Here is a 25,483-nt window from a genome sequence, read left to right on the forward strand (position 1 = left end):
TGCGGACGATGCCGGTCCGGGTTTCGACTTAGAATCGCTGCAAGACGGCTGCACAGCGGCCAACGACCAACGCATCACTTGTCTTGAAGGCAGAACATGGATCTGGGAATCAAGGGCCGCACCGCGCTGGTGTGCGGCGCGAGCAAGGGACTGGGGCGCGCTTGCGCACAAGCGCTGGCCGAAGCCGGTGTCAATGTCGTGATCGTGGCGCGCACGGCCGACGCGCTGAACGCCGCCGCCGCCGACATCCGTGCGGCCACGGGCGTGAACGTGACCGCCGTGGCCTGCGACATCACCACGCCGGAAGGCCGTGCGCAAGCGCTTGCTGCCTGCCCGCAGCCCGACATCCTCGTGACGAACGCGGGCGGGCCGCCCCCGGGCGACTTCCGCGACTGGCAGCGCGACGACTGGATTCGCGCGCTCGATGCCAACATGCTCACGCCCATCGAGCTGATCAAAGCCACGGTCGACGGCATGATCGCGCGGGGCTTCGGGCGCATTGTGAACATCACGTCGTCCGCCGTGAAAGCGCCTATCGATATTCTCGGGCTGTCCAACGGAGCACGCTCCGGACTGACGGGTTTCGTCGCCGGGCTGGCGCGCACCACCGTGTCGCACAACGTCACCATCAACAATCTCCTGCCGGGCGCGTTCGACACCGATCGTCTGACGGCGACGATGCAGGCGTCGGCGGCCAAGAGCGGTCAGAGTGTCGAGGACACGCGCAGCAAGCGCGCCGCCGCGATTCCGGCGCGCCGCTTCGGTCAGCCCGAGGAGTTCGGCGCGACCTGCGCATTCCTGTGCAGCGCGCACGCGGGCTACATTGCCGGACAAAACGTGCTGATCGACGGCGGGGCTTACCCCGGCACGTTCTAAACCGCGCCACGGCGCATCCCCTTTATCGCAATCACCGCACTCATCGGTGCTTATCGGCACTCAGGACTCGCATTCATGACGGTTTCGACGGTACCCAAGGTAAGAATTGCGCTGATCGCGCACGACAAGAAGAAGGACGAAATCCTCGCGGTCGCTCGTGACTACGTCGAGGTGCTGCGTCAGTGCCAACTCGTCGCGACGGGCACGACCGGCGGGCGCATCGCCTCGGAACTCGGTCTCGACGTCGAGCGCATGCTCTCGGGCCCGCACGGCGGGGACTTGCAGATCGGCGCACAACTGGCCGAGGGACGTGTGGACATGGTGCTGTTCCTGCGCGACCCCATGACGCCGCAACCTCACGAACCCGACATCAACGCATTGGTGCGCGCTTGCGACGTGCACAACGTACCGTGCGCGACCAACAGTTCGACGGCGCGTCTGCTGCTCGAACAGTTGATCGTGCGGCTGGCTGCGCAACCATCCGCTTGAGCGTCGACACGGTCGACGGCAACGCCGCAGCAAGACACTACTCAGACAGAAAGGAGCGAGGAAGACGACCATGACGAAAGCCATTCGCATCGAACAGAACGGCGGCCCCGAAGTGATGAAGTGGGTCGATGTCGAAGTCGGTGAACCCGGTCCGGGCGAGGCGCGCGTGCGCCATAACGCCGTCGGGCTGAACTACATCGATGTCTATTTCCGCACCGGGTTGTATCCGCAGCCGCTGCCTGCGGGGCTCGGCATGGAAGCCGCAGGCGTGGTCGAGGCGGTGGGCGAGGGTGTGACGCACGTGAAGCCCGGCGACCGCGTGGCCTACGCGAGCCGACCGTGCGGCGCTTACTCGCAGGCGCGCGTGATGCCCGCCGCACCGCTGGTGCGCGTGCCGGATAACATCAGCGACGATCAGGCCGCCGCCATGATGCTGCAAGGCATGACGGCGCAGTACCTGCTGCGTCGCACGTATCCGGTCAAGGCCGGGGACACCATTCTGATTCACGCGGCCGCCGGTGGCGTGGGGCTGATCGTGTGTCAGTGGGCGAAAGCGCTGGGCGCGACGGTGATCGGTACCGTCGGCTCGGATGAGAAGGCCGCGCTGGTGCGCCAGCACGGCTGCGATTACCCCATCGTCTATACCCGCGAGAACTTCGTCGAGCGCGTGAAAGAGATCACCGGCGGCGAAGGCGTGCCGGTCGTATACGACTCCATCGGCAAAGACACCTTCATCGGCTCACTCGACTGCCTGCGTCCGCTGGGCACGATGGTGAACTTCGGCAACGCGTCCGGCCCCGTCACGCAAATCAACACGGCGGATCTGGTGTCGCGCGGCTCGCTGTTCTTCACGCGTCCCACGCTGTTCAACTACACCGCCAAGCGTGCCGATCTGGACGCCACGGCCAACGAGTTGTTCGATGTCGTCGGCAAGGGCACGGTCAAGATCGAGGTCAATCAGCGTTACGCACTGTCCGACGTCGCACAGGCGCATCGCGATCTCGAAGCCCGCAAGACCACCGGGTCGACGTTGTTAATGCCCTGAGCCAATCGCGCGCGTTTTGCACGTTTTGCGCGATGCCAATGAAAAAGGACGCCTCGGCGTCCTTTTTTGTTTCCTGCGATGCGCGCCCGTCAGCGACCATCAGGCCCGCTGAGTGAACACATGCGCACGCGCGTCCTCGCGCACATCGACCGGCAGGCGCTTGATGAGCCAGTGGACCACCATGCCGATCACGACCACGTCGTCGAGCAAACCGAACACCGGCACGAAATCAGGGATCAGATCGATGGGGCTGAGCAGATAGACGGCGAGCAACACCACGGCAGGCAACAGCCAGCGCGGACGGCGCGGGTCACGGACCGCATGCCAGAGCACGCGGAAATCATGACGGGCGATTTGCCACAGACGAAGAAAACGCTTCACTTGCAAACTCCTGGTACCAATGCGTCCGCCGGAAAGCCTCGGTCGGGGCCGGGGTAACGTTGGACGCCGAAAGGCGATTTCATTCAATCGACACGAATTTCGTTCAATATCGATTGAATGTCGTGCAATTTCAACCGATTATACGCAAACGGCGTGCAGTGTGCCGAGCCGCGCTCAACCGCCGCTGGCCTGCATCCCATGCGTAACAATCAATTAAGACATCGCCCGGTCGAGACGGTTTCATCGATGCGGGGAAACGGGAAAGCGGGGAAGCGGGGAAGCGGGCGATGGCGCGGCTGAAGTCGCGGGGGCCTGCAAAAAGGGGCGTCTGGGATAGCGGTTGCGGTGGGATTGTGGCGGCGGGATAATTCCCGGGCCGACGTGGTCAATCCTACTTTCCCCCTTCGTCCACCTTTTTTCGGACGCATCCAAACGCCATCATGACCGACGCTCAAGATCCGAAATCGCCGCAGCAGCCGTCCAAGCCCGAATCCGATACGAGTAAGAGCGCAACCTCGCCTGCAACGCGTTCGTCCGAGTACGTGGAGCCCGCGTCGCTCGCGACGCCGCATCCCACGGCAAAGCCGGTGGCCGGTACGGCCGAAGGTTCTGGCGATATGCCGCCCAATCCCGACACGCTCACACGTCCTGCGCCGCCTGCCGAGCAAGGCAGCGCGGTGCGATCCGATGGGTCGGACGATTCGAAGGCTGAGACGCCGACGTCGGGCGCGCCTGCCGCCAGGCCCGCCCCGGCCGCCGAAGTGGCGTCCGACCGTAATCCGATCGGCTCACCCGTTCCGAAATCGGGCGACTACGTGAAGGCGGCCGGTGTGGGGAGTGCCGGGGGCAACGTCGGCGAGACGGGGGCCGGTGCTGCCGGTGGCGCGGGTGGTGGTACGGGCGGCGGTGGCGAGCCACCGCATCAGCCGTCGTTCGGCGCGACCGGGCCGCGTCCGGGCAGTCCGGCGTCGATGGGCGGTCAGCCGTCGTACTTGCAAGCGGGCGACTCGCCGTGGTCGGTGCTGCGCCGGATCATGTCCGCTCGCTTCCGTGCCTGGTACGACCGCGCCGGTCAGCGCATCACGCAACGCACGCTGAAGATCGGCATCTCGGCCCGTATCTTCCATCCGGAGCCCGGTTCGAAGGGATTGCGTAGCAAAACGCTGCAATACCTCGAAGAGTCGATTGCGCACTGGGTGATGTCGCGCGACGTGCTCGTCTTCATGATTCCGACGGTAGACACGCAAGGCTTGCTTCACCCGAGCCACATCCGTCTGCACGATTATGCGAAGCACCTCGACGGGTTGGTCTTGCAGGGCGGGGCGGATGTTTCGCCGCTCACCTATTCGGAAGTGGCGACGCGTCACGAATGGCAGGGCGACCGCATGCGCGACATGTACGAACTCGAATTGCTCCATGAGTTTGTCGAGCAGGGCAAGCCGATTCTCGGCGTCTGCCGTGGCTGTCAACTGATCAACGTGGCGTTCGGCGGCACGTTGCATCAGGACATTGCGACGGATTTGCCCGAAGCAATCCCGCACGTCACGGAAACGTACGAGCACAATCGTCACACGTTGACATTCCCGGAAGGTTCGTCGCTCGCGCAGATGCTGGCGCCGGTCGACGTGCCGATCGTCAACTCGATTCACCACCAGTCGGTCAAGACGCTGGGGCGCGATCTGAGCGTGGAGGCGGTGTCTGCGGAGGACGGTGTGGTGGAGGCGATTCGCTATCGCAAGGCACCGTTCGTGATGGGCTTGCAGTGGCACCCGGAATTCCACCGCGCAGGCGGTCCGGAGTTTCTGGATTGCACGCCGGTGCTGGACAACTTCCTGCGTGCCGCTCGCGAGACGCGTTTCTGATGTGATGAGGCGGCGGGCGGCGCTGTTCTAAACAGCGCCGTAGTGTCCCGGTAATACCGCAATACGTTCGCACAATAAAAAATGGCAACCCGAAGGCTGCCATTTTCATGTCAGGAGCACCGCGATACGACTGTCGGTGCTCACGCCACTTCGATGCTTAGAAGCGGTGACGGATGCCCGTGCCCACAACGGTTTGCGAGCTGGTCGACGACATACCGCCGGCAGCGCCGACACCGGCTTGGAGGCCCGTGCCTTCGTTGTCGGAGATGTGCTGGTACGAACCCGTCAGGTACACATCGGTGCGCTTCGACAGACGGTAGTCAGCTTGCAGCGTAACGGTGTGGAACTTCGGCTTCTTGTCCGTCGAATCTTGCTTGGCCATCGTGTACGTGTACGCGGCCGACAGCGAGACTGCCGGGGTCAGCATGTAGCGACCGTTGACTTCGAAGTTGTCGAACTTCAGGCCGTCGTTGCCGAAAGCAACAGCGGTGCTGTTGTAGTTCAGGCCCGTCAGACCTTGCAGTTGGGTGTGGGTGTACACCAGGCCGACCGTTGCCGGGCCGAAGGCGTAGTTACCACCGATACCCCAGACGCGTTGCTTCGACGACTGGAACACCGAATCACCACCTGCCGACGTGTCGACAGCGCCCGTGCCGTTGTTGTTACCCGGATTGCCTTGACGCTCCAAGTAAGCAGCAGCCACCGTCAGCGGGCCGTTTGCGTAGTTCACGCCGGCGCTGAATGCACGGTTGTTGGCGAAGTCGCCAGCCTTGTTCGAGAAGCCATACAGGCCGCCGAACGTCAGGCCGTTGTAGTTGGCGCTCGAGTACTTGACCGAGTTGTTCACACGGAACGAGTTGTTCGTGTTGTCGTTGTCATACGGGTGCGAAGCGATCGTGCCGCCGAACGACGAACCGTTCAGGGTCAGCGGTGCCAGGTAGTCGACCAGCGAGTCGTACTGACGACCGATCGTCACAGCGCCGAAGCGATCGTTTTGCAGGCCAACGAAGGCTTGACGACCGAACATGCGGCCGTTTTGGCCCGACGTGCCGTTGTTGATCGAGAAACCGTTTTCCAGCACGAAGATGGCCTTGTTACCGCCACCCAGGTCTTCCGAGCCCTTCAGGCCCCAACGGCTGCCGTTGATCAGGCCGCTCGTTGCACGGAAGTTCTTCGAACCCGAAGCCGACGACGTCGTCGAGTTGCTCGTGTAAGCGACGCCAGCGTCGATCAAGCCGTACAGGGTGACGCTGCTTTGAGCGTGCGCGGTCATCGAGAACGCGCCAACGACGGCAGCGGCAAGAAGAGTTTTTTTCATGGTTTAAGCTCCAGTAACGTGACACGAATCGCAGAATTCGCGTGTAAACAGAACGCGGCGAAACAGAACATGTCGAGGTGACGATTCATCACGCTTCATCACTCGCGGACCCGTACAGCTATCGGCACTGCTCTGTTGACAGGGGGCAGTGTATGAGTCACTGCCACTCCCGCCTATTTCAGAATCCGCAAGAATCTATTTCAGATATGAAAAGAATCTGTGAGACGCGTCCTAAAGCGTTGTCGGACAAGGGATTGGCTTGATTAAGCGTAGGCGAGAAATTGCGATGCAAGCGACGTGTGTTGCGCTCGGGACACAGTGTGGTGTGCATGTGAAAGCGCGCGCGAAGCATTGCCAGCACTGGTTTTGCGCGCGACATGCACATTCGCGTTAAGTTCCATCGCAGTGAATGCACACCGCAGTGACAGATCGCACGCGCGATGCATCGCGTGAAAAGTGCGATGTGAATTTGTGTGAAGAAGTGAGTGCGTTGCTGCGATGTGCGACGTCGCTATATAGAGAGCGATTCATCGCCGTGTCAGGTGGCTGCCATTTCGCGGTCATGGGGCTCACGTACTCGCGCGCATTGAGCCATTTCTGAGATGTTGGCAAGCGCGTGAAATCGTCGCGTGCCAAAAAGGCCTTTATTTATGGGGTTTTACGGACTATTGCGAGTCGCCGAATAATTCATTGCGTCGAATGATGACAATGATTTTCGGATGCACACCTATACTACGTTCCGCGAGAAGTAGACTTTTGCGTTGAGTGAAAAGTCTCCAAACCTTGGCGCGGCCTCATTGGCCGCGCTTTTTTTTGCCTGCGATTTTCGTGTCGGAAAAAACTAGGCGTAGTGCCTTGTGCTGAGGGCTTCGCCGCAATCACGAACATGCGGAATGCTCAACTGCTTGAGCTTGCGATACAGCGATGCGCGACAAAATCCCAGCGTGCGCGCGGCCGCTGAAATGTTCCAGCGATGCTGTGCGAGCGCTTGCAGAATGCGTTCGCGTTCCTGATCGTGCGGCTCGTGTGACGCGTCATGTGCACGATATTGCGTGTGCGAAGCAATGCTGGCAGCGTAGGCCGTTTCCTCGATCCGAACGTCGCGCGGTGCCTCATGGCGATTCGCCGAGTACGTCGAGTGCGATGCAGGCGACGACGCGAGTTCCGGCGGCAGATCGTCCACACACAAAAGCTCCCCACTCATCACGGCACATGCGTATCGCAATGCCGCGCGCATCTGACGCAAATTCCCCGGCCACGCATGCGTGAGAAGACACGCGAGCGCCTCTGACGTCACACGCGCGAGCGCCTGGTCCGCGTTATCGATCGGTACCCCCGGCCATTCGTCGCACAACATGCGGGCGATCAGCTCGCGCTTGTCGTCGCGCTCACGCAAGGTGGGCAGCGTCAGCACGCCGACGGCAATCCGATAGTAGAGGTCTTCACGGAACGTGCCTTGTGCGACGGCGCTCGCCAGATCCTGATGCGTGGCACAGATCAGTTGGACATCCACCGGCACCGGCTGACTCGCCCCTAGCGGTGTGACTTCACGTTCAGATAGCACGCGCAGCAAACGCGTCTGCATCGCGTACGGCATGTCACCGATTTCGTCGAGGAACAACGTGCCGCCATCGGCCTGCTGCATCTTCCCTTTCATTCCGCCGGGCAACGCGCCGGAGAAGGCACCGCGCTGATAGCCGAAAAGCTCGCTCTCGATCAGATGCTCCGGCAGCGACGCCGTATTGATGGCAACGAACGATTGTCTGCGTCGCTCGCTGTACTCGTGTAACGCGCGGGCAAGAAACTCTTTGCCGGTGCCCGTCTCACCGAGAATCAGCACGGGCAGGCCACGGTCGACGAAGCGTTTGCCGCGCGCGAGCAGATCGCGCATGCGGGCATCGGTGCCGCACAGGTCGTCGATAGCGAGGTAATCGGGGCGAAGCTGACGGGAGGCCGGGGCGGGCGCGGAGGCGGCTGGCACGCGTACGACGCGCTCGGCAAGCGCGGCAATGTTGTTGAATGCGGTATTGGCACTATGGGCACTGGCTGCGCCGAGGGGGGCGGCGTGGCCGACAGGTCGAGCGGGGGCGGACGCTACAGCGAGGTGAGCGGGCATGACTTGTCTCCTTCTCGTATTGGTACGAAAGGGCGCCGTCGGTGGCTTGTGGCCTGGCGATTCCTGACGTCTCTTTATGTCGCGACCGGCTCGGGTGACCTGCCGCCAAAGCAGGATACGACCGCGCAGTCATAACATCCAATACAATATTGATGCGCTATTAATACCTCAGGGGTATCAAATGATTGAATTGCGCCATTTTCAGTACTTCGTGGTGCTCGCGCAGACGCTGCACTTCGGTCGGGCGGCCCAGCAGTTGCATATCTCCCAGCCGCCGCTCTCGCGTCAGATCGCCTTGATGGAAGCGGAGCTGGGTGTGCAGTTGTTCGAGCGGACGAATCGCAGCGTGCGTCTCACGCGGGCTGGCAATCGCTTCTATCAGGACGCAGTGGAAATCCTCAACGCCGTCGATCGGGCGCGTCGTAACGTGGTGGCGGCCAGCCGGGGGGAAGATGGCGCGATTACGGTCGGCTTCATGATGTCCTCGGCATACAACATCCTGCCAGCGCTCACGCGGACGTACGCGGCGGCGTTCTCGCGCGTCGACATGAAGCTTGCGGAGACGCTGCCGAACCTGCTGGCAGAAGCCGTTCGCGCTGGCCAGACCGACGTCGGCATCATGTATCGCCCTGAAGATCTGACCGGACTCGACACGGCAACGGTGTTTCGCGAAGAGATGGTGGCGGTGATTCCCCGCACGCACCCGCTGGCGAAGGTGCGCGTGCTCGACGCCGCGCAGCTTGCCGAGGAGTCGTTCGTGAGCATCCCGCGAGAGATCGCGCCGCTCGTCTACGATCTGGTCGTGACCCACTGCCGTCGCTCCGGGTTCTCGCCGCACATCCGGCTCGAAACGAACCTTCAGCAGACGATCATCAACCTCGTGGGGGAGGGGCTGGGTGTGGCGATGGTGCCGATGTCGATGAGCAGCGCGAGTGCGTCCGGCAATGCGGTGTTCAAGCCGCTGCGCAATGCGCCGGTGGCCGAGGTGGCGCTGCTATGGAGCCGGGACAATCACAACCCGTGCGTGGCGACGTTCGTGGAGAATGCGCGCAGCGTGTGGCGCGAGATGCAGCGTGCGCCCGGCGCGAGGCTGGTGCCCGATCTGCCGGACACCAGCGTGCTCTGAGGCTAAAAGGAATGGCGTGAGACGATCTCGTCGCGCCAGCCTTCGTCAGATTTCCAGAATCCCGGCGGCGACGAAGCCGCCGTCGACCGGCAGGATATGGCCGGTGACATACGACGCATCTTCCGACGCGAGAAAGCTCACCGCACCGGCGATCTCGTGCGGCTGTCCGTAGCGCCCGAGCGGCGTCGTCTCCGTGTAGTGACGGCGCGAAACGTCCGAGTGCAGCACTTTGGTCAGCGGCGTGTCGATGGGGCCGGGGGCGATCCCATTGGCGGTGATGCCGAAGGGGGCGAGTTCGATGGCCATCTGGCGAGTCAGTCCGATCACCGCTGCCTTCGACGTGCCATAAGCCGTGCGTCCTGCGCTGGCGAGAATGCCCGCGACCGACGCCAGATTAACGATCCGTCCCCAGCGCTGCTCGCGCATGAGCCGCGCGGCGTGCTGCCCGCACAGCAGCGTGCCCGTCAGATTGACGGCCATGACCTGATGCCAGTGATCGAGCGGGTAGTCGAGAAACGGGAACGTCTTGGCGACGCCAGCATTGTTCACCAGCACGTCGCAGCGCCCGTGCCGCTTGGCAATCTGCGCGAAGCCGTCGGCAATCGACGCCTCCTCACCCACGTTCATGCCCAGCGCCCACGCGCGGCCGCCCGAGGCACTCAGCGCTGCGGCCGTCTCGGTTGCCGCGCCTTCGTTCAGATCGGCCACGACAACCGTCATGCCATCTTTGATCAGACGTTCGCAAATGGCGGCGCCAATACCCATTCCACCGCCCGTGACTACTGCTACCTTCTCCGTCATGCTATGGACTCCTAAATTTACTGATGGCTACAGCACGGGCCCCACCGCCAGCAGCGCGGCGGAGCCCGTCGGTGATATCGCGAAACCGTTAAGGGGTTGGCGTTACTTCAGGAAACCGATCGAGATCCAGGGGATGAAGACCACGATGAGCAGAGCGACGAGCAGTGCGCCCATATAGGTCCACATCCGGTTGAACACTTTGTCGGGCGACGTCTTGCCGATGGCGCACGCGGCATAGAAGCCCACGCCGAGCGGTGGTGCGAACAGGCCCATGCCCATCGAGAGGATGACGACCATCGCGTAGTGCACGTCGTGAATGCCGAGCGAGCGGGCGACCGGGAACAGCAGCGGGCCGAACAGCACGATGGCCGGAATGCCTTCGAGTACGCTGCCGAGCACGATAAACACGACCATCGAGATGAGCAGGAAGCCGACTTGTCCGCCCGGCACACCATGCATCAGGCCGACGAGCTTCGCGGAGAAACCTGATTGTGTGAGCGCCCAGGCCATGGCCGTCGCCATGCCAATGATCAGCAGAATCGCACCGGAGAGTGCGGCCGTTTCTGTGAGCAGCGGATAGAGGCGTTTGAAGTTCAGGTGCTTCCTGAAGGCGTGGACGATCAACCCGATTACGATCGTGTACGCGATACCGATGGTCGAGACTTCCGTCGCCGTGGCCGCACCTTCGATCACCGCCGTACGGATCAGGATCGGCAGCGCGAGGGCAGGCAGCGCCACGATAAACGTCTTGCCGATGACGCCCCACGGTGCGCGACGTGCTGCGCTCGGCGCTTCCTTGCGCGAGCGGGCAAAGCACACCACGACGATGGCGAGCGTGGCAATCACGGCGGGCAGCAGGCCGCCGACGAAGAGCGCCGTGATCGACACACCGCACACCGCACCGATGGTGATGAGCACGAGGCTCGGCGGAATCGTCTCGGTCATGGCGCCTGTGGCGGACAGCAACGCCACCAGGTCTTCCTGCTTCGAGCCACGACGCTGCATTTCTGGGAAGAGCGCAGGGGCGACGGCCGCCATGTCGGCCGCCTTCGAGCCGGAGATGCCCGAGACGAGGAACATCGCACCGAGCAGCACGTATTGCAGGCCGCCGCGCACGTGGCCGAGCAACGACGCCATGAACTCGATCAGACTGCGCGCCAGACCGCTCATCTCGATGAGTGCGCCGAGCAGCACGAACAGCGGCACCGACAGCAGTACGAGGCCGGACATGCCTTCGTCCATGCGGCTGACGACGATTTGCAGCGGTGCGTCCGTAACGAGCGCCAGATAGGCGAGCGTGGCGGTTCCGAAGGCAAACGCAATCGGAATGCCTCCGGCCACGCATGCGCCGACGATCAGCACGAAGAAGATCAGCAGGTTGTAGTTGCCCATCGCGATCAGCGCGGGACGGCCGAGCCAGAGCGCCGCACCGAGGGCGGCGACGAACAGCACGCCGAGGCCGAACTGACGCGCACTGGAGCAGCGCGCCATGCGCGAGATCGCGGCAATGAGCATGAGCGCCGCGCCCACCGGCAGGGCGGCCGCGCGCAGCCCGTCGGGGATTTCCAGCGCGGGCGTGGTGATGTCCATCTGTTCGATGGCATGCGTGTACGCGGGCATGATGATGAGCGCGACGAACACGCACACCGTCAGCGCGGCCATGGTCTGGAACCAGTCACGCCAGGCCGCGGGAAGTTTGTTGACGATGGCGGACAAGCGCATGTGCTCGCCCCGGTCCAGGGCGAGCACGGCGCCGAGCATCGAGAGCCAGATGAACAGAATCTGCGCGAGCTCATCCGACCACGTGAGCGGATTGTCGAACCCGTAACGCGAGACCACGCCCGCGAGCAGGATGAGAGTTTCCGCCACCACCAGCAGCACGGCAACCGCCTCGGTGACTTTCATCACCGCGCGGTTGACGTGGCAGAAGAGGCGGGCGAGCGCGTGCGTCGGCTCGGCCGTCATCGTCAACGTTTCCATTTACGCGAGCTTCCCAGTGTACTTTTCCAACATGGCCCATGCTTCGTCGCCAAACTTCTTGTGCCATTCGGCGTAGAAACCGGCGGCGCGAAGTTTGTCGCGGAACTGCTCATTGTTCGGGGCGTTGAACACCAGACCCTTCTGCTTGAGCTCGGCCATCACGCCATCGTTGAGCTTGCGCACGTCGTCGCGCTGTGCCATGGCGGCAGCGTTCACGTTGGCGGTGACAATCTCCTGAAGGTCCTTCGGCAGCTTTTCCCACTTCTGCTTGTTGGCGAGGAACCAGAAGCCGTCCCACATGTGGTTCGTCATCGAGACGTACTTCTGCACTTCGTAGAGCTTGGCTGTGGTCAGCAGCGCCAGCGGGTTTTCCTGCGCTTCGACGATGTGCGTTTGCAGGGCCGAATACACTTCGGCGAAGTTGATCGACGTGGGCGACGAATCGAACGCCTTGAACATCGACGTCCACAGCGGGCTCGTCGGCACGCGGATCTTCAGGCCCTTGAGGTCGGTCGGCGAGTTGATCGGACGGCTGCTCGTGGTGATCTGGCGATAACCGTTCTCCCAGATCTTGTCGAACGCGAACACGGTCGTCTTCGAGATCTGGCCGCGCACGTGCGCACCGAGATCGCCGTCCATGGCAGCCCACACCTGACCGTAGTCCTTGAACGCGAAGCCCACGCCCGAAATCTGCGCGGCAGGCACGAGCGTGCCGAGAATCAGTGGCGAGAGCGTGAAGTAGTCGATCGCACCCGAGCGAATCTGGCTCAGCATGTCGCTGTCGGAGCCGAGCTGATTGTTCGGATAGATCTGGAAGTCGATGCGGCCTTTCGATTGCTCCGCGATCTTCTGCGCCATCTCCTTGGCGCGGATGTTCATCGGATGGCTGACCGGCAGGTTATTGGCGAACTTCAGCGTGAATTCGGCAGCGTGCGCCTGCGTCTGGTACAACCCCGTAGCGGCGGCGGCCGATGTGGCGGCCACAACCTTGATGAAGTGGCGGCGATCCATGGTGCTCATACTGCATGTCTCCTGTTTTTTGGTTTGGTGACTGCGTCTGAAGCGCGAGGCGTGCACACGTGTTGCCGTGCAACGTCCCGGCCAACTCGAAAAAGTGGCTGGCTAATCTTACGCAAATCGAATGCCAGTTCGGCATCCGAACGGGAAAACCCTTACGTTGTTAAGCATTAGTGAATTCCCGGGGGGAGTGCTGCGCGTGCGCCGTGCGCCTGTCACGGGCCTTTCATCAGGCGCAACAAGCCTTCGCGGCGGTGTCGGGGGCGTGGCGCGTTTTGCTGCGTGTGCGAGGCTCGGCCGAACACAGCAAACATGCGGGTGTGACACCTGTCGCATTTCGCCGACGCCTTGCGACACCTGTCGCAAATGCCGCCGCGCCCGGTGCGACAGGTGTCGCACGCATTTCGGCGTGCTGGACATTGCTGCGGCACAGCAAATTTTCTTCATCCGGTGTGCTTCAGAATTCACTTGATGGGCCAGCGACTCCCGCTTTACGCTTGCGTCAATTGCATAGGCGCCACAAGCGCGGCAAGGGAACGACCTCGCAACGACGACTGACCGGGCCGTCGATGTGACAGATCAGGCGTTGCGCTGCCCGCGTACAGACGTCTTGCAGGGATCTGGCATCGAAATTGCTCACCGGAGTCTGGATGACCCCAATTTTCCGGAGACACTTCATGGTTGCTGCATGCCTTACCGGCTGGGCCCACTCCCAGTTCGGCAAACTCGATAACGTCGACGCCGAGGTCCTGCTGGCCGACGTCGCCCAGGCCGCCCTCGACGATGCGGGCCTTTCGCCCGAACAGATCGATTCCATTCACGTCGGCACCTTCAACGGCGGCTTCCTGTATCAGGATTTCCCGTCGTCGCTCATCTTCAACCGCATTCCCGGCTTGCGTTTCAAACCCGCCACGCGCTACGAAAATGCGTGCGCGACCGGTTCGGCCGCCGTGCATGGCGGGCTGCAATCCATCGAAGCGGGCAAAGCCACGCACGTGCTCGTGATCGGCTTCGAAAAGATGACCGAACTCGCCACGCCGCAGGTCGGTGAAGTGTTGCTCAAGTGTTCGTATGCGCGTGAGGAGGCTGGCATTCCCGGCGGTTTTGCGGGCGTTTTCGGCACCATCGCACAGGCCTACTTCGATCGCTACGGCGATCAGTCCGACGCGCTCGCGCGCATTGCCGCGAAGAACCACCGCAACGGTTCGGTGAACCCGTATGCGCATATGCGTCGCGACTTCGGTTACGACTTCTGCCGCAACGTCTCCGAGAAGAACCCGTTCGTGGCCGGTCCGCTCAAGCGCACCGACTGCTCGATGGTGTCCGACGGCGCGGCCGCGCTGGTCATCTCCAAGGCGGACGTCGCGCGCAGCATGCCCAAGGCAGTGGGCTTTCGCGCCGCTGTGCAGGTCAACGACTATCTGCCGCTCTCGCGACGCGACCCGCTGGCGTTCGAAGGGGGCCAGCATGCGTGGCGTCAGGCGCTGGGCGTGGCCGGGGTCTCGCTGAAGGATCTGTCGCTGGTCGAGACGCACGACTGCTTCACCATCGCGGAGCTCATCGAATACGAAGCAATGGGGCTGGCCAAGCCGGGGCAGGGCGCGAGCGTCCTCGCCGAAGGGTTGACGGAAAAGAACGGCCTGCTGCCGGTGAATCCGTCGGGCGGTCTGAAGGCGAAGGGGCATCCGGTGGGCGCTACCGGCGTTTCGATGCACGTCATGGCGGCCATGCAACTGACGGGAACTGCGGGCGACATGCAGATTCCCGATGCGAAGCTGGCGGGCGTCTTCAACATGGGCGGCGCGGCCGTGGCGAACTACGTGAGCATTCTCGAAGCGCGCTAAGCGTGCCGGGCCATCAAGGAGACGAGAAATGCTCAAGAAGGTCATGAACCTCGGCCGGATGTTGGCCGACGTCGCACGGCGGCACCCGGACGAACCGGGCTTGATCGTCGGCGACAACGTAGCGACATGGGGCGAGATCGATGCCCGCGTGAACGCTGCGGTCGACGCGCTGCGCAAGCTCGGCGTGAAGAAGGGCGACAAGTTGCTCGTGCATTCGCGTAACAACCTGCCGATTTTTGAGAGCGCCTGGATCGCGTTTCGCCTCGGGGCCGTGTGGGTGCCGACGAACTTCCGCATCACCGCACCCGAGGCGGCGTATCTGGGGCAGTCGAGCGGCGCTTGCGTGATGATTTACGACACGGGTTTCGAAGGCCACGTCGATGCGGTACGTGCGGCGTCGCCCGCATTGCGCCACGTCATTGCCCTCGGTGCGCCGCGTGCGGGCGAGCTGCATTACGAGACGCTTGTTGCCGAACATCTGGGGGCAGCGGGGTACGAGGAGGAGGTGGAGTACGAAGATCCGCTGTGGTTCTTCTACACCTCGGGTACGACCGGCCATCCGAAGGCAGGCGTGCTCTCGCATGGGCAAATGGCGTTCGTCGTCACCAACCATCTGGCCGATCTGATGCCCGGCATCACGTATCGCAGCCGCTCGATGGTCGTTGCCCCGCTCTCGCATGGCGCGGGCATTCACGCCATCGTCAACACGGCGCGCGGTGCGGCCAGCGTGTTGCTGCCGGGCGAGAAGATGGATGCAGAACAGGTCTGGCAGGCAATCGAGCGTCACCGGGTCGACAACATGTTCACGGTGCCGACCATCGTCAAAATGCTCGTGGAAGACCCGGCAGTGGACCGCTACGACCATAGCTCGCTGCGTTTTGTGATCTACGCGGGCGCGCCGATGTACCGCGCCGATCAGAAGCACGCGTTGCAGAAGCTGGGGCGCGTGCTGGTCCAGTACTACGGACTGGGCGAGGTGACGGGCAATATCACGGTGCTGCCGCCGTGGCTGCATAGCGATGACGACGATGCGCCCGATGCGCGCGTGGGCACGTGCGGGTTGCCGCGCACCGGCATGGAGGTGGCGATTCTGGACGAGCAGGGACAGCGCCAACCGGCGTTCGCGTCGGGCGAAATTTGCGTGCGCGGTCCGGCCGTCTTCATGGGGTATCACAACAATCCGGACGCCAACGCCAAGGCGTTCAAGGACGACTGGTTCCACACCGGCGACCTCGGTCATGTCGACGCGCAGGGATTCCTGTACATCACGGGCCGTGCGTCGGACATGTACATCTCGGGTGGCTCGAACGTCTACCCGCGCGAGATCGAGGAAGCGCTGCTCACGCATCCGTGCGTGTCGGAGTGCGCGGTGCTTGGCGTGCCCGACCCCAAGTGGGGCGAGAGCGGGCTCGCGGTGGTGGTCGCCCGGGAAGGCATGGCCGCACAGGCCGATGAACTGCTCGGACATCTCGAAGCGCGTATTGCCCGCTACAAGTGGCCGCGTCGCTTCGTGTTCTGGAGTGCCATGCCCAAATCGGGTTACGGCAAGATCGTGAAGAAGCAAATCAAGACGATGCTCGAAGAGCAAGGAGACTATCGACTATGAAACCTGCGCTTTCACGGGTCTATCGACATGCAGGCGCCCCCACGTTACCCCGTGTGGAAGACTGCGTGTTGAGCGGGCAGCACGAACTGCGCGTGACGATCCGGACTGGTGCCAATCTCGGCGAGGCTTTGCGCGCGGCGTTATCCCGCTATGCGTACGGCGGCGGCGTCGGGCGTTTCTGTGCGGGGACCGCGCGAGGTCTGCGGTACCACATGATCGAGAACACGACGGATGCGGATCGTCCCTTCGGCTATGGGCAGCCGGTCGACGAGATGCGCGAAGTCGATCTGATCGGCGGCGCGATTACCGTGGGCCGAACGGCCGACGGTGCGACGCTGATGCATTGCCATGCGGGCTTTTCCGATCCGTCGGGCGAGCTGCATGGCGGGCATCTGATTCTCGATCACACGTGGGCCGGAGACGAGCCGGTGGTGATTCGTCTGTGTCTCTTTGCGCACGGTGGCTACGTGACGGGCGACGACGAGGAGACGCGGTTCCATCTGTTGCGTCCGGTGGCGGGAGAACTGTCATGAGCGTCGCGCTGGATGTTCCCGTCGCCATCGAGAATGGCACGTTGGGCAGGTTGGTAGTGGCGCGTCTGAAGCCGAATCAGGATCTGACGGAAAGCATCGAAGCGCTGTGCGCCGAGCATGCGATTGCGCGCGCGATCGTGCGTGGCGCGGTCGGGAGTCTGATCGATGCGAGGCTGGCGTTTCGCGCTGGCGATGGCTGGCGCGAGCAGGTGGTGAACGGCCCCGGCGTGGAGATCCTCAACGTGTTCGGTGAGGTCGATGCACGGCCGAGGGTGTCGGATTCGGCGAGTACCATGCCGATGCTGCACGGCATGGTGGCGGACACCGAGGGCCGCATGTTCGCGGGACGCTTCGTGCGCGGCGGCAATCTCTCGTTCATCACCATCGAGGTGACGTTGCAGGAGTGGTTGCCTGCCTGACGGCCGTCCATCGTTCCGTTTATAGCCTGATTGGTGGCCTGATTGAGAGCGTAGTGAAAGGCGCGGTTGGCGCGTCAATGGGGAGTCTGCGGACTCCCCATTGTTTTTTGAAACGGTGCGACGATATCGGCGCTACTCGCGAAGGAATGACTCGATAGCGCTCACCAGCGCAAGCGGCGTTTCGTTCATGGGGTAGTGCCCTGCGTTGGCAATAGCCTCGACGCTCGCGTTCGCATAACGTCGCAGATAGGTGTGCCGCATCAGATCGATATCGAACACCGGGTCGTGTTCGCCGACGAGCACTCTGATAGGCGCGTCGACATGGAGCCGGTCGCTGAAATCCGTGTCCGCCCACGCGTGAAAATAGGCCGCGAAGGCCTCCGTTGACGAATGCGTGGCTGAGTAGGTGGCCTTCCAGTTGATCCACGACGCTGGCAGTCGGTGGCCCGTGCTGCGGGCGATGATCGCCATGCGATCTTCGAGCGAGGTTGCAGCGTTCTCGAACAGTGCGCGACGCTCTGGATCGAACAATATGCCGCCACAAGGCACGGGCGCGATAGGAATCAGCTTGCGCACGCGTCGCGGGGCAACAGCTGCAATTTTTTCGATGACCATGCCGCCCATCGAGTGCCCGATCAGACTGAACGTGGTGAGATCCATGGCGTCGGCCAGCCCGAGGGCGTCGCGTGCGATTTCGTCGATGGTGTAGGCGCCTCGGGCGTCACGCATGCCGCCATGACCGCGATAGTCCATGAAGACATAGCTGAACACGTCGCGCGAAAACCAGGGTTCGCAGTCGTGGAAGGAGCGGGCGTCGCCGAACCAGCCGTGCAGAACGAGCACGGCGTGTGGGCCGTTGCCGACGCGATGAAAGGTGTTGGGCATCGTGCTTGCAGAATCAATACGGGACGCGCTCATCCTAACGACACGAAAAAACGCCCGCCATCGACGATGGGTCGTTAGCTGTAGAATTCGGGCCATGAGGAACGTTTCAATCGATCGATATGAGCATCTGCCGCGTAGTGTGGTGGTTGCCACCAACGACTACCCGGCGGGACTCACATTCCCCGCGCATGCCCACGCGCGTGGCCAGTTTGCGTTGGCGTCGCGCGGCATGATTACCGTGTCGACGCCGGAGGGCCGCTGGTTCGTGCCGCCGCAGCGGGCGTGCTGGGTCCCTGCTGGCGTCACGCACGAGATGACGATGAGCGGGCCAGTGACGATGCTCAACACCTTCGTGACTCCCGAGGCGTCTGTGTCCGCGGGACTACCGGCCGAGTGCTGTGTGTATGCGGTGTCGCCGCTGCTCAGGCAATTGCTGAACGACGCCATCGACCTGCCGCCGATGTATGACGAAGACACGCGCGATGGCAAGCTGATGGCGTTGCTGTTGGCGGAGATCGCGGCGATGCCGCGTCTGATGCTCCATGCGCCGTTGCCTTCCGATGCGAGGCTCGCGAAGGTGTGCCGCAGTGTGTTCGCGTCGCCGTCGTTGGCGCTGGATCTCGATGTGGTCGCGGCGATGGCGTCGATGAGTCGCCGCACCTTCACGCGACACTTTCGGGAGGAGACGGGGGTGAGCTTTGCGCAGTGGCGTCATCAGGTGTGTCTGATGGTGGCGCTTGAGCGCTTGAGTGATGGCCAGTCGGTGACGCGTGTAGCGCTCGATCTCGGGTACGGCAGTCCCAGCGCATTCACCGCAGCATTTCGGCGGGTGCTGGGAGATGCGCCAAGCCGGTATCTGACAGACCCGCCTTAGTCGCTGCCGTCTTCGTCGGTTTGGGTGTTGCGGCTGCCGTTCTTGCCGACGGGACCAATGGCAAGATTGCCGTTATCTTTGACGCCCAAAATACATTGGGGCGCTCCTTGCGAGTGCGCCCCAACGTACTTTTCGGTGGCATTGCTGAATCTTACGCGACGGTCGGCTGGACCAGCCCGTCTTCCCGGAACATGTGCTTGATGCCGCGTACCGCCTGACGAATACGCGACTCGTTTTCGATCAGCGCGAAGCGCACGTATTCGTCGCCATACTCGCCGAAACCGATGCCCGGCGAGACCGAAACCTTTGCCTGCGCGAGCAGCTTCTTGGCAAATTCGAGCGAGCCGAGCGCACGATACGGTTCGGGAATGCGTGCCCAGATGTACATCGACGCTTTCGGCAGATCGACCGCCCAGCCCGCTTCCGTGAGTCCCTTGTAGAGCACGTCGCGACGGCGCTGATATTGCTCGCGAATTTCCTCTACGCACGTTTGATCGCCTTCGAGTGCGGCAATGGCGGCGACTTGAACGGGCGTGAAGGTGCCGTAGTCGTGATAGCTCTTGATGCGCGCGAGCGCCGCGACCAGTTCCGCGTTACCGACCATGAAGCCGATACGCCAACCGGCCATGTTGTAGCTCTTGGACAGTGTGAAGAATTCGACGGCGACATCCTGCGCGCCGGGCACTTGCATGATCGAGGGGGCCTTGTAGCCGTCATAGACGATGTCGGCATAGGCCAGATCGTGCACCACGAGAATGTCGTGTTTGCGCGCGAGGTCGACGACGCGTTCGAAGAATTCCAGTTCGACGCATTGCGCCGTAGGATTCGACGGGAAGCCGAGGATCACCATCTTGGGCTTCGGATGGCTCTCGCGAATGCCGCGTTCGAGTTCGGTGAAGAAGTCGATGCCGGGCGTCATCGGCACGGAGCGGATGTTCGCACCGGCGATGACCGCGCCGTAGATGTGAATCGGGTAGGACGGATTCGGCACGAGCACCGTGTCGCCCTGATCCAGCGTGGCGAGCATCAGGTGGGCGAGGCCTTCCTTCGAACCGATGGTGACGATGGCTTCGCGCTCCGGGTCGAGTTCGACGTCGTAGCGGTCTTTGTACCACCGCGTGATGGCGCGACGCAGACGCGGAATGCCGCGCGAGGTCGAATAGCCGTGGGTATCGGGACGTTGTGCGACTTCGACGAGCTTGCTGACGATATGCGGCGGCGTGGCCCCATCGGGATTGCCCATCGACAGATCGATGATGTCTTCGCCACGACGGCGCGCGGCCATCTTCAGTTCGGCGGTGATGTTGAAAACGTACGGGGGAAGACGATTGATGCGCGCAAAGCTGCGCGAGCCCTGAGAGCTGGACATGTTGAACCCTGGAACGTAAGCGCCCGGAACCGTCCGAGCGACGCCGGTGTGCTGGCCACACCGTGACGGCGACTGTAGCGCGGCGTCGGGCGCTTTGGCAAGACATTCTTGCAAGCGATTTTTGCGATGGGATGACGCACCGTCGGCCACCGTGTGTTGATCAAGTAGACGTTCGACGTGCGCGGCGCTGAGCAAGTCCGTCGGTTAAAATGACCGGCCTTGAACCGGGCAGCGCGAAAGCGAAAGGAGTGTCGATGGCGTATGTGTACCTGTTGGTGGCAATCGTGGCGGAAGTGATTGCGACGTCGGCATTGAAGGCATCCGATGGATTCTCGCGCGTCGGTCCCGTCGCGCTGGTCGTCGTCGGGTACGGCATCGCGTTCTACATGCTGTCGCTCACGCTGCGCACGATTCCGGTGGGCATTGCCTATGCGATGTGGTCGGGCCTTGGCATTGTGCTCATCTCGATTGCGTCACGCGTGCTCTTCGGACAGAAGCTCGATGCGCCGGCATTGCTCGGTATGGCGCTGATCATCGCCGGGGTCCTGGTGATGAATCTCTGGTCGAAGTCGTCTGCGCATTGAGACGGTTGAGATGCGGATCGGCAGGATCAGCGATGGCCTTCGGCTTCGGCAAGCACGGCCTTGAGCGCGGCGACGCAACTGTCGATTTCCGCACGTTCGATGACGAGCGGCGGTGCAAGACGCAGCACTGTCGAGCGCGTTTCCTTGGCGAGTACACGCCGTCGTAGCATCCCCATCGACAAATCGTGCGCGTCGGCCCGGGCCGGGTCGATCTCGATGCCCGCCCACAGACCGCGTCCGCGTACCTCTCGAATCAGAGGCGAATGAATCGCGTGTAAGCGCGACAGCAGGTACTCGCCCATCTCCGCACTTCTGCCCGGCAGGTCTTCGTCGGCCATGACGTCGAGCGCCTCGAGCGCGACGGTGGCCGCCAGCGCGTTGCCACCGAAGGTCGATCCGTGGCTGCCCGGTTCGAACAGGTCGATAACGTCGCGTCGCGCGACGAAGGCGGACACCGGCAACAAGCCGCCGCCGAGCGCTTTGCCGAGCATGATGCCGTCCGGCACGATGCCTTCGTGCTGATAGGCAAACCAGCGGCCGGTGCGCCCTAGACCCGATTGAATTTCGTCGAGCAGCATAAGGACGTTCTGTTCGGTGCACAGCTGGCGCAGCCCACGAAGAAAGCCGTCCGGCGGCACGACGATGCCGCCTTCGCCCTGAATCGTTTCGAACAGAACCGCGCAAGTGTTGGGGGTGATCGCGGCGCGCACGGCGTCGATGTCGCCATACGGCACGCGGATGAAACCGGGCGCGAACGGCCCGAAGTCGGCGCGATAGGCGGGCTCGGAGGAGAAGCCGACGATGGTGGTGGTGCGTCCGTGGAAATTGCCGTCGGCGACGATGATTTCAGCGCGGTCGGCGGGAATCCGCTTGACGCTGTAACCCCATCGGCGCGCAGCCTTGATGGCGGTTTCGACCGCTTCCGCGCCGGTGTTCATGGGCAGGGCGCCGCCGAGCGTGGTGAGATCGCAGAGGCGTTCGAGAAAAGCGCCGAGGCGGTCGGTGTAGAAGGCGCGGGAGACGACGGCGAGGCGCTGCGCCTGCGCGGTGAGCGCGGCGACGAGACGCGGGTGCGCGTGCCCGTGACTGACGGCGGAATAGGCGCTCATCATGTCGAGATAACGATTGCCTTCGACGTCCCAGACCCAGACGCCCTTGGCATGCGAGAGCACGACGGGCAGGGGTGAGTAGTTGTGCGCACCAAAGCGCCGTTCGCGTTCGATCTCGTTCATGAGCGCGTTCCTCCACACTTGGAGTCTAGATCCGAACGCAATGGCACGCAAAGGGGACAAGTCCCGGAGTGCCGCGCATGAAACTGGCCTGTACGTGCGCTATAATCGCCGATTACTCGGATGTGGCGCACGTTTCACGTGCTCCAGCCCCCCGAGTCTCTCCGGCAGCGATATCCGATCGCCGCCATCACGCACTGCCCATAGCTCAGTTGGATAGAGCATCGGCCTTCTAAGCCGACGGTCGGGGGTTCGAATCCCTCTGGGCAGGCCAATCAAATCAATGGTTTGCGATAATATTTTTAATTCATCATCTTCGTAGTTTTCCCCGTGTAGGCGTGGTGTAGGTTTTTCGGGGCGTCGCCGATCAATGCGCACCTCGATTCAGGCGATTCGGAATACTTGCATGTCCGATCGTTGTTCGCTTGTAGGTCTGGTGCCCGCTTGATTGCAGATCACCCACATTCCGCCATCGAACGACTTAATTGGAGTGCCACATTGGGATGACTTGTTAGCGCATCGTTCCGGTGATGCTGCGACTACCCGCTGCGCTACGGCTATCGATGAACAGCCCATGAACACGACTGCGCTGTGCCGACGTCTCCCCCAATTTGAGTAGCGCGACGATTTAGAGTCCAATCACGTAGTCAGGAGATTGGGCATGAAGAAGCGATTCACCGAAGAGCAGATTATTGGCTTCCTGCGGGTTTCCGAACGTACTCGAAATGCGTTCGGTGTATATGGACTGGGGAAGCCTCCGAGTGTTGCTGGAGGTGCCTGCAACGTTCTTTCTCTGGCCGGTACTGCTAGCAATTGCGCTGACAGGTGCCATGTACGGCAAGCTGCGGTCACTTTCTTGAACTTGGGCTGCAAGGGGGAGTTACGGCTCCAGGTGCAACGCAATTACGTTGGCCTCGCTGATGCGATGAAATATGAGGGGCATTGGTATTTAGTGCGCGACTGTTGATTCGTGGTGGCATAGCACTGATTGTTGGTGTTGGAGGTTCTGCTTCCACACCACAATGGCATATTCTGAGAGGGAGCTCTCTGCGATCTCAGGTCGGGAGACGGAGTTCGCACTGAGTTTTGTCATGTCTCCCCCCCCCTCTCAAAAGGACATTGCCGCTTCTGCGTGGAGGGGCATTTTTTCCCTTGATCGTTTGAAGGAAGGTTCTCTATGGACGTTCAGCAATTGGTTTCCGAATTCATGACTTCGGAGCTGGGTAAGCAAGCTAGGCAAGCCCTGATTTCGCAGGGTGTTAATGCTGACGATGCCCAAAAGATGTTGGGGCATGCGACTGATGTTGCCCATGCTGGTACCGAGGAACAGAGCTCCAGTTGGATGGGCGATCATGCCGGAAAAAGCTTCTTTGCCGCCTTCGCTGCAGGGCTTGTTCGGGGCGATGGCTTTCTCAAGTCGCTAGAGGGCGGTGGTGCCGGAATGTTGACCGGCCGCGTTGCCCAAGCGCTTGCAAATCGAATGGGGATTGATTCCGCCACTGCGTCGACAGTCGCTGCGGCAGCGACGCCCTATATCGTGTCATTCATGAAAGAGAAGTTCGCCTGATATGGAGTCCGCCTGTGGTTCTCGAAACCCTCAGCATTGAGGGGGAGCATAAGATATTTGGGTGAAAAATGGCTGCCGAGGGCGGCCTTTTTGATATCCGCGTTCCATCGACCTGAAAACCAAACCAGCAAAGGGGGCACAAGTGAATGATGGACAAAGAGGCCGAGCTAGCAGGCAACAACTGTACGCAAGGCCTCATTGTCTCCAGGGACTAGAAAGTCTTGCTGATGCATGACGCGTGCTATGCCGCAGTTCGGAAAGCGGTCCTGGCCGCAAAATCCGTTGGCGGGTGCGTTACACAGGCAGCATTCAACGAAGACACTTGAGTTGCCGTATGTGCAGCTGCGTACCGTCGCGAACACGGGGACGACCCGCCGATTTCAACGGACCGGACGGACACGAAAAAGGGGGGGCGGTCGAAGAGGCGGAAGAGATGAAGTACGTTGGGCCTTTTGTTGTCATCTTCTTTTGTCAGCGCAAGACGCTCCAACCTGTGTTTACTCTCACCCGGTTGTCGCCCCCCGGCCAGTTAAATCCACACTCTGAGCGCCGACATCGGATCAATCGACAGCCTTCCGGCGCTTCAACTCGCGCGTGCGTTCTCACCGCTCCCTTTCGTCTTGTTTGTGTCGCAGCATAAGGCCCCAATCTCCTAGAGCCGTGCTCCCATATTAATATCAGTGCCTATTCAACATCGATGGCGCTGCCGGTCATCAACGGGTGTTGCGATATGTACCACTCTCTAAGATCGCTTGCTGCTACGAAATCAGCACTAGCTCCACGGAGGTCATGGCATTGGACGACGAACTGAACATCGCAAGTAAGTACGGACTCTATTGGGCTGGAGCCAGTGCTGAGGACGAAAATGGCAATGCGCTGGCGGACGGCTTCTACATTTATCAGCCCGAACGATTCTCCAGCACATTCTTTCTTCTCTTCGATAAGTTGCGACAACTCAACGATTATTGCTTCGATCAGCTTCTATCGTCGGAGGGACGGCTGCGCATGCTCACAGCTCAACGAAGTGTCACCGACGGGCGAAGTCGTTGTGCATCGGAACTGGACTGGCTCGATGATGAGATTCCAATGTGGGAAGACAACATCGAAGTGATTGGAAGAGCTACATCGATCGTACTTCTTTGCAGCTTTGTCGAATGGGCACTAAAACTGGTCACAAGGGAACTCTGCGGTGCCATCCCCCGAAAGCGTGACCGATCTATGAGCGACTTCGAGTCTATGCTTCATCATCTTCGGCACAATGCAGGACTCAATCTGAGCGTTGATGAGGCGTCGGTCGGCACTGTTCACGCGTTCCGCGCGATACGGAACTCGTTTGCTCATGGCGACTGGGCGACGTTGGCAGAGCAGTTGGACGCCGTATCTTTGCGCACTTGCTTTGAGGCCGTCGCTCGGATTTTTCAATGTATTGAAGAATCGGCGTGGCAGAGTCCGTGGGGTGAGCTTTCGTCTTGACGTATCCCGGCGAAGCTTGGGGAAGTGACTGTCCTGGGGGCTAACAGACCCGCGACAACTGAAACGGAAAGCACCGATAACGCGAGTGT

General features: G+C 61.8%; 23 protein-coding genes and 1 tRNA gene. 15 read left to right on the plus strand and 9 right to left on the minus strand.

Going from position 1 to position 25,483, the window contains the following annotated elements:
• Window positions 1–96 precede the first annotated feature (96 nt).
• The 3 genes from PAN31117_RS22895 to PAN31117_RS22905 all read left to right on the plus strand — a co-directional run bounded on the left by PAN31117_RS22895 (window position 97) and on the right by PAN31117_RS22905 (window position 2,410).
• Window positions 97–876, plus strand: coding sequence for an SDR family oxidoreductase (locus tag PAN31117_RS22895; RefSeq protein ID WP_150740237.1), 780 nt, complete (start codon window positions 97–99; stop codon window positions 874–876).
• Between the two features lie 75 nt (window positions 877–951).
• Window positions 952–1,365 carry a methylglyoxal synthase gene (locus PAN31117_RS22900; protein ID WP_150740238.1) on the plus strand — a complete coding sequence of 138 codons (414 nt, stop codon included), beginning with the start codon at window positions 952–954 and terminating at the stop codon, window positions 1,363–1,365.
• A gap of 70 nt (window positions 1,366–1,435) precedes the next feature.
• A complete protein-coding gene (locus PAN31117_RS22905) occupies window positions 1,436–2,410 on the plus strand; it encodes a quinone oxidoreductase family protein (protein WP_150740239.1) in 975 nt (324 codons plus the stop codon).
• Window positions 2,411–2,509: 99 nt separating this feature from the next.
• Here PAN31117_RS22905 and PAN31117_RS22910 read toward each other — a convergent pair whose 3' ends face one another.
• Window positions 2,510–2,791, minus strand: a complete 282-nt coding sequence (locus PAN31117_RS22910; RefSeq protein ID WP_150740240.1) for a YkvA family protein — start codon at window positions 2,789–2,791, stop codon at window positions 2,510–2,512.
• A 440-nt stretch (window positions 2,792–3,231) separates the two neighbouring features.
• On the opposite strand from PAN31117_RS22910, the gene PAN31117_RS22915 reads away from it, so the two are divergent.
• Window positions 3,232–4,653: a gamma-glutamyl-gamma-aminobutyrate hydrolase family protein gene (locus tag PAN31117_RS22915; RefSeq protein WP_150740241.1), complete on the plus strand. Its 1,422-nt coding sequence runs from the start codon at window positions 3,232–3,234 to the stop codon at window positions 4,651–4,653.
• A gap of 157 nt (window positions 4,654–4,810) precedes the next feature.
• Here PAN31117_RS22915 and PAN31117_RS22920 read toward each other — a convergent pair whose 3' ends face one another.
• Window positions 4,811–5,971, minus strand: coding sequence for a porin (locus PAN31117_RS22920; protein WP_039400647.1), 1,161 nt, complete (start codon window positions 5,969–5,971; stop codon window positions 4,811–4,813).
• A gap of 841 nt (window positions 5,972–6,812) precedes the next feature.
• Window positions 6,813–8,087: a sigma-54-dependent Fis family transcriptional regulator gene (locus PAN31117_RS22925; protein WP_150740242.1), complete on the minus strand. Its 1,275-nt coding sequence runs from the start codon at window positions 8,085–8,087 to the stop codon at window positions 6,813–6,815.
• Window positions 8,088–8,268: 181 nt separating this feature from the next.
• Here PAN31117_RS22925 and PAN31117_RS22930 point away from each other — a divergent pair, with 181 nt between their 5' ends.
• Window positions 8,269–9,213: a LysR family transcriptional regulator gene (locus PAN31117_RS22930; protein ID WP_039400645.1), complete on the plus strand. Its 945-nt coding sequence runs from the start codon at window positions 8,269–8,271 to the stop codon at window positions 9,211–9,213.
• A gap of 45 nt (window positions 9,214–9,258) precedes the next feature.
• Here the strand turns inward: PAN31117_RS22930 and PAN31117_RS22935 are convergent, their stop codons facing one another.
• From PAN31117_RS22935 to PAN31117_RS22945, 3 genes are all read right to left on the minus strand, one after another.
• Window positions 9,259–10,014 (minus strand): SDR family NAD(P)-dependent oxidoreductase, encoded by a 756-nt coding sequence (locus PAN31117_RS22935; protein WP_150740243.1) that lies wholly within the window; start codon window positions 10,012–10,014, stop codon window positions 9,259–9,261.
• 102 nt (window positions 10,015–10,116) lie between these two features.
• On the minus strand, window positions 10,117–11,979 hold the full coding sequence (locus PAN31117_RS22940) for a TRAP transporter large permease (protein ID WP_246189230.1): 1,863 nt from the start codon (window positions 11,977–11,979) through the stop codon (window positions 10,117–10,119).
• Between the two features lie 15 nt (window positions 11,980–11,994).
• Window positions 11,995–13,014 (minus strand): TRAP transporter substrate-binding protein, encoded by a 1,020-nt coding sequence (locus PAN31117_RS22945; protein WP_150740245.1) that lies wholly within the window; start codon window positions 13,012–13,014, stop codon window positions 11,995–11,997.
• Window positions 13,015–13,688: 674 nt separating this feature from the next.
• Here PAN31117_RS22945 and PAN31117_RS22950 point away from each other — a divergent pair.
• The 4 genes from PAN31117_RS22950 to PAN31117_RS22965 are packed head-to-tail and all read left to right on the plus strand — an operon-like array spanning window position 13,689 to window position 17,413.
• On the plus strand, window positions 13,689–14,855 hold the full coding sequence (locus tag PAN31117_RS22950; protein ID WP_039400636.1) for an acetyl-CoA acetyltransferase: 1,167 nt from the start codon (window positions 13,689–13,691) through the stop codon (window positions 14,853–14,855).
• A 28-nt stretch (window positions 14,856–14,883) separates the two neighbouring features.
• Complete coding sequence (locus PAN31117_RS22955; protein WP_150740246.1) at window positions 14,884–16,461, plus strand: acyl-CoA synthetase; 1,578 nt, start codon at window positions 14,884–14,886, stop codon at window positions 16,459–16,461.
• A complete protein-coding gene (locus PAN31117_RS22960) occupies window positions 16,458–16,994 on the plus strand; it encodes a PPC domain-containing DNA-binding protein (protein ID WP_246184549.1) in 537 nt (178 codons plus the stop codon). Before PAN31117_RS22955 ends, PAN31117_RS22960 begins: the two co-directional genes overlap by 4 nt.
• A complete protein-coding gene (locus PAN31117_RS22965) occupies window positions 16,991–17,413 on the plus strand; it encodes a PPC domain-containing DNA-binding protein (protein WP_150740247.1) in 423 nt (140 codons plus the stop codon). Before PAN31117_RS22960 ends, PAN31117_RS22965 begins: the two co-directional genes overlap by 4 nt.
• 132 nt (window positions 17,414–17,545) lie before the next feature.
• Here PAN31117_RS22965 and PAN31117_RS22970 read toward each other — a convergent pair whose 3' ends face one another.
• Window positions 17,546–18,298 (minus strand): alpha/beta fold hydrolase, encoded by a 753-nt coding sequence (locus PAN31117_RS22970; RefSeq protein ID WP_150740248.1) that lies wholly within the window; start codon window positions 18,296–18,298, stop codon window positions 17,546–17,548.
• A gap of 94 nt (window positions 18,299–18,392) precedes the next feature.
• Between PAN31117_RS22970 and PAN31117_RS22975 the strand changes: the two genes are divergently transcribed.
• The gene (locus PAN31117_RS22975; RefSeq protein WP_150740249.1) at window positions 18,393–19,172 is read left to right on the plus strand and encodes an AraC family transcriptional regulator; all 780 of its coding nucleotides are present in this window, start codon (window positions 18,393–18,395) and stop codon (window positions 19,170–19,172) included.
• A 151-nt stretch (window positions 19,173–19,323) separates the two neighbouring features.
• Here PAN31117_RS22975 and alaC read toward each other — a convergent pair whose 3' ends face one another.
• Entirely contained in the window at window positions 19,324–20,541 is a 1,218-nt protein-coding gene (alaC, locus tag PAN31117_RS22980; protein WP_150740250.1) for an alanine transaminase, read from the minus strand.
• 254 nt (window positions 20,542–20,795) lie between these two features.
• Between alaC and PAN31117_RS22985 the strand changes: the two genes are divergently transcribed.
• Window positions 20,796–21,125: a DMT family transporter gene (locus tag PAN31117_RS22985; RefSeq protein ID WP_046293992.1), complete on the plus strand. Its 330-nt coding sequence runs from the start codon at window positions 20,796–20,798 to the stop codon at window positions 21,123–21,125.
• Between the two features lie 26 nt (window positions 21,126–21,151).
• On the opposite strand, the gene rocD is transcribed toward PAN31117_RS22985, so the two are convergent.
• Window positions 21,152–22,357, minus strand: a complete 1,206-nt coding sequence (gene rocD, locus PAN31117_RS22990; RefSeq protein ID WP_150740251.1) for an ornithine--oxo-acid transaminase — start codon at window positions 22,355–22,357, stop codon at window positions 21,152–21,154.
• A 194-nt stretch (window positions 22,358–22,551) separates the two neighbouring features.
• Here rocD and PAN31117_RS22995 point away from each other — a divergent pair.
• The 4 genes from PAN31117_RS22995 to PAN31117_RS23010 all read left to right on the plus strand — a co-directional run bounded on the left by PAN31117_RS22995 (window position 22,552) and on the right by PAN31117_RS23010 (window position 25,394).
• Window positions 22,552–22,628: transfer RNA gene (locus tag PAN31117_RS22995), tRNA-Arg, on the plus strand.
• Window positions 22,629–23,015: 387 nt separating this feature from the next.
• The gene (locus tag PAN31117_RS23000; protein ID WP_150740252.1) at window positions 23,016–23,321 is read left to right on the plus strand and encodes a hypothetical protein; all 306 of its coding nucleotides are present in this window, start codon (window positions 23,016–23,018) and stop codon (window positions 23,319–23,321) included.
• Between the two features lie 210 nt (window positions 23,322–23,531).
• Window positions 23,532–23,921, plus strand: a complete 390-nt coding sequence (locus tag PAN31117_RS23005; protein WP_150740253.1) for a hypothetical protein — start codon at window positions 23,532–23,534, stop codon at window positions 23,919–23,921.
• A 789-nt stretch (window positions 23,922–24,710) separates the two neighbouring features.
• Window positions 24,711–25,394 (plus strand): hypothetical protein, encoded by a 684-nt coding sequence (locus PAN31117_RS23010; RefSeq protein WP_150740254.1) that lies wholly within the window; start codon window positions 24,711–24,713, stop codon window positions 25,392–25,394.
• Window positions 25,395–25,483: the final 89 nt, after the last annotated feature.

Origin of the sequence: Pandoraea anapnoica, from assembly GCF_902459765.1 — a bacterium.
Taxonomy (GTDB): domain Bacteria; phylum Pseudomonadota; class Gammaproteobacteria; order Burkholderiales; family Burkholderiaceae; genus Pandoraea; species Pandoraea anapnoica.

Excerpts from the sequence above, each read along its gene's own strand:
- PAN31117_RS22945 (WP_150740245.1), bottom strand. The coding sequence starts at position 13,014 with ATGAGCACCATGGATCGCCGCCACTTCATCAAGGTTGTGGCCGCCACA.
- PAN31117_RS22935 (WP_150740243.1), bottom strand. The coding sequence starts at position 10,014 with ATGACGGAGAAGGTAGCAGTAGTCACGGGCGGTGGAATGGGTATTGGC.
- PAN31117_RS22915 (WP_150740241.1), top strand. The coding sequence starts at position 3,232 with ATGACCGACGCTCAAGATCCGAAATCGCCGCAGCAGCCGTCCAAGCCC.
- PAN31117_RS22905 (WP_150740239.1), top strand. The coding sequence starts at position 1,436 with ATGACGAAAGCCATTCGCATCGAACAGAACGGCGGCCCCGAAGTGATG.
- PAN31117_RS22985 (WP_046293992.1), top strand. The coding sequence starts at position 20,796 with ATGGCGTATGTGTACCTGTTGGTGGCAATCGTGGCGGAAGTGATTGCG.
- alaC (WP_150740250.1), bottom strand. The coding sequence starts at position 20,541 with ATGTCCAGCTCTCAGGGCTCGCGCAGCTTTGCGCGCATCAATCGTCTT.
- PAN31117_RS23005 (WP_150740253.1), top strand. The coding sequence starts at position 23,532 with ATGGACGTTCAGCAATTGGTTTCCGAATTCATGACTTCGGAGCTGGGT.
- PAN31117_RS22955 (WP_150740246.1), top strand. The coding sequence starts at position 14,884 with ATGCTCAAGAAGGTCATGAACCTCGGCCGGATGTTGGCCGACGTCGCA.
- PAN31117_RS23010 (WP_150740254.1), top strand. The coding sequence starts at position 24,711 with ATGGCATTGGACGACGAACTGAACATCGCAAGTAAGTACGGACTCTAT.
- PAN31117_RS22965 (WP_150740247.1), top strand. The coding sequence starts at position 16,991 with ATGAGCGTCGCGCTGGATGTTCCCGTCGCCATCGAGAATGGCACGTTG.
- PAN31117_RS22930 (WP_039400645.1), top strand. The coding sequence starts at position 8,269 with ATGATTGAATTGCGCCATTTTCAGTACTTCGTGGTGCTCGCGCAGACG.
- PAN31117_RS22920 (WP_039400647.1), bottom strand. The coding sequence starts at position 5,971 with ATGAAAAAAACTCTTCTTGCCGCTGCCGTCGTTGGCGCGTTCTCGATG.
- rocD (WP_150740251.1), bottom strand. The coding sequence starts at position 22,357 with ATGAACGAGATCGAACGCGAACGGCGCTTTGGTGCGCACAACTACTCA.
- PAN31117_RS22950 (WP_039400636.1), top strand. The coding sequence starts at position 13,689 with ATGGTTGCTGCATGCCTTACCGGCTGGGCCCACTCCCAGTTCGGCAAA.
- PAN31117_RS22895 (WP_150740237.1), top strand. The coding sequence starts at position 97 with ATGGATCTGGGAATCAAGGGCCGCACCGCGCTGGTGTGCGGCGCGAGC.
- PAN31117_RS22925 (WP_150740242.1), bottom strand. The coding sequence starts at position 8,087 with ATGCCCGCTCACCTCGCTGTAGCGTCCGCCCCCGCTCGACCTGTCGGC.
- PAN31117_RS22940 (WP_246189230.1), bottom strand. The coding sequence starts at position 11,979 with ATGACGGCCGAGCCGACGCACGCGCTCGCCCGCCTCTTCTGCCACGTC.
- PAN31117_RS22900 (WP_150740238.1), top strand. The coding sequence starts at position 952 with ATGACGGTTTCGACGGTACCCAAGGTAAGAATTGCGCTGATCGCGCAC.
- PAN31117_RS22975 (WP_150740249.1), top strand. The coding sequence starts at position 18,393 with ATGAGGAACGTTTCAATCGATCGATATGAGCATCTGCCGCGTAGTGTG.
- PAN31117_RS23000 (WP_150740252.1), top strand. The coding sequence starts at position 23,016 with ATGAAGAAGCGATTCACCGAAGAGCAGATTATTGGCTTCCTGCGGGTT.
- PAN31117_RS22960 (WP_246184549.1), top strand. The coding sequence starts at position 16,458 with ATGAAACCTGCGCTTTCACGGGTCTATCGACATGCAGGCGCCCCCACG.
- PAN31117_RS22970 (WP_150740248.1), bottom strand. The coding sequence starts at position 18,298 with ATGCCCAACACCTTTCATCGCGTCGGCAACGGCCCACACGCCGTGCTC.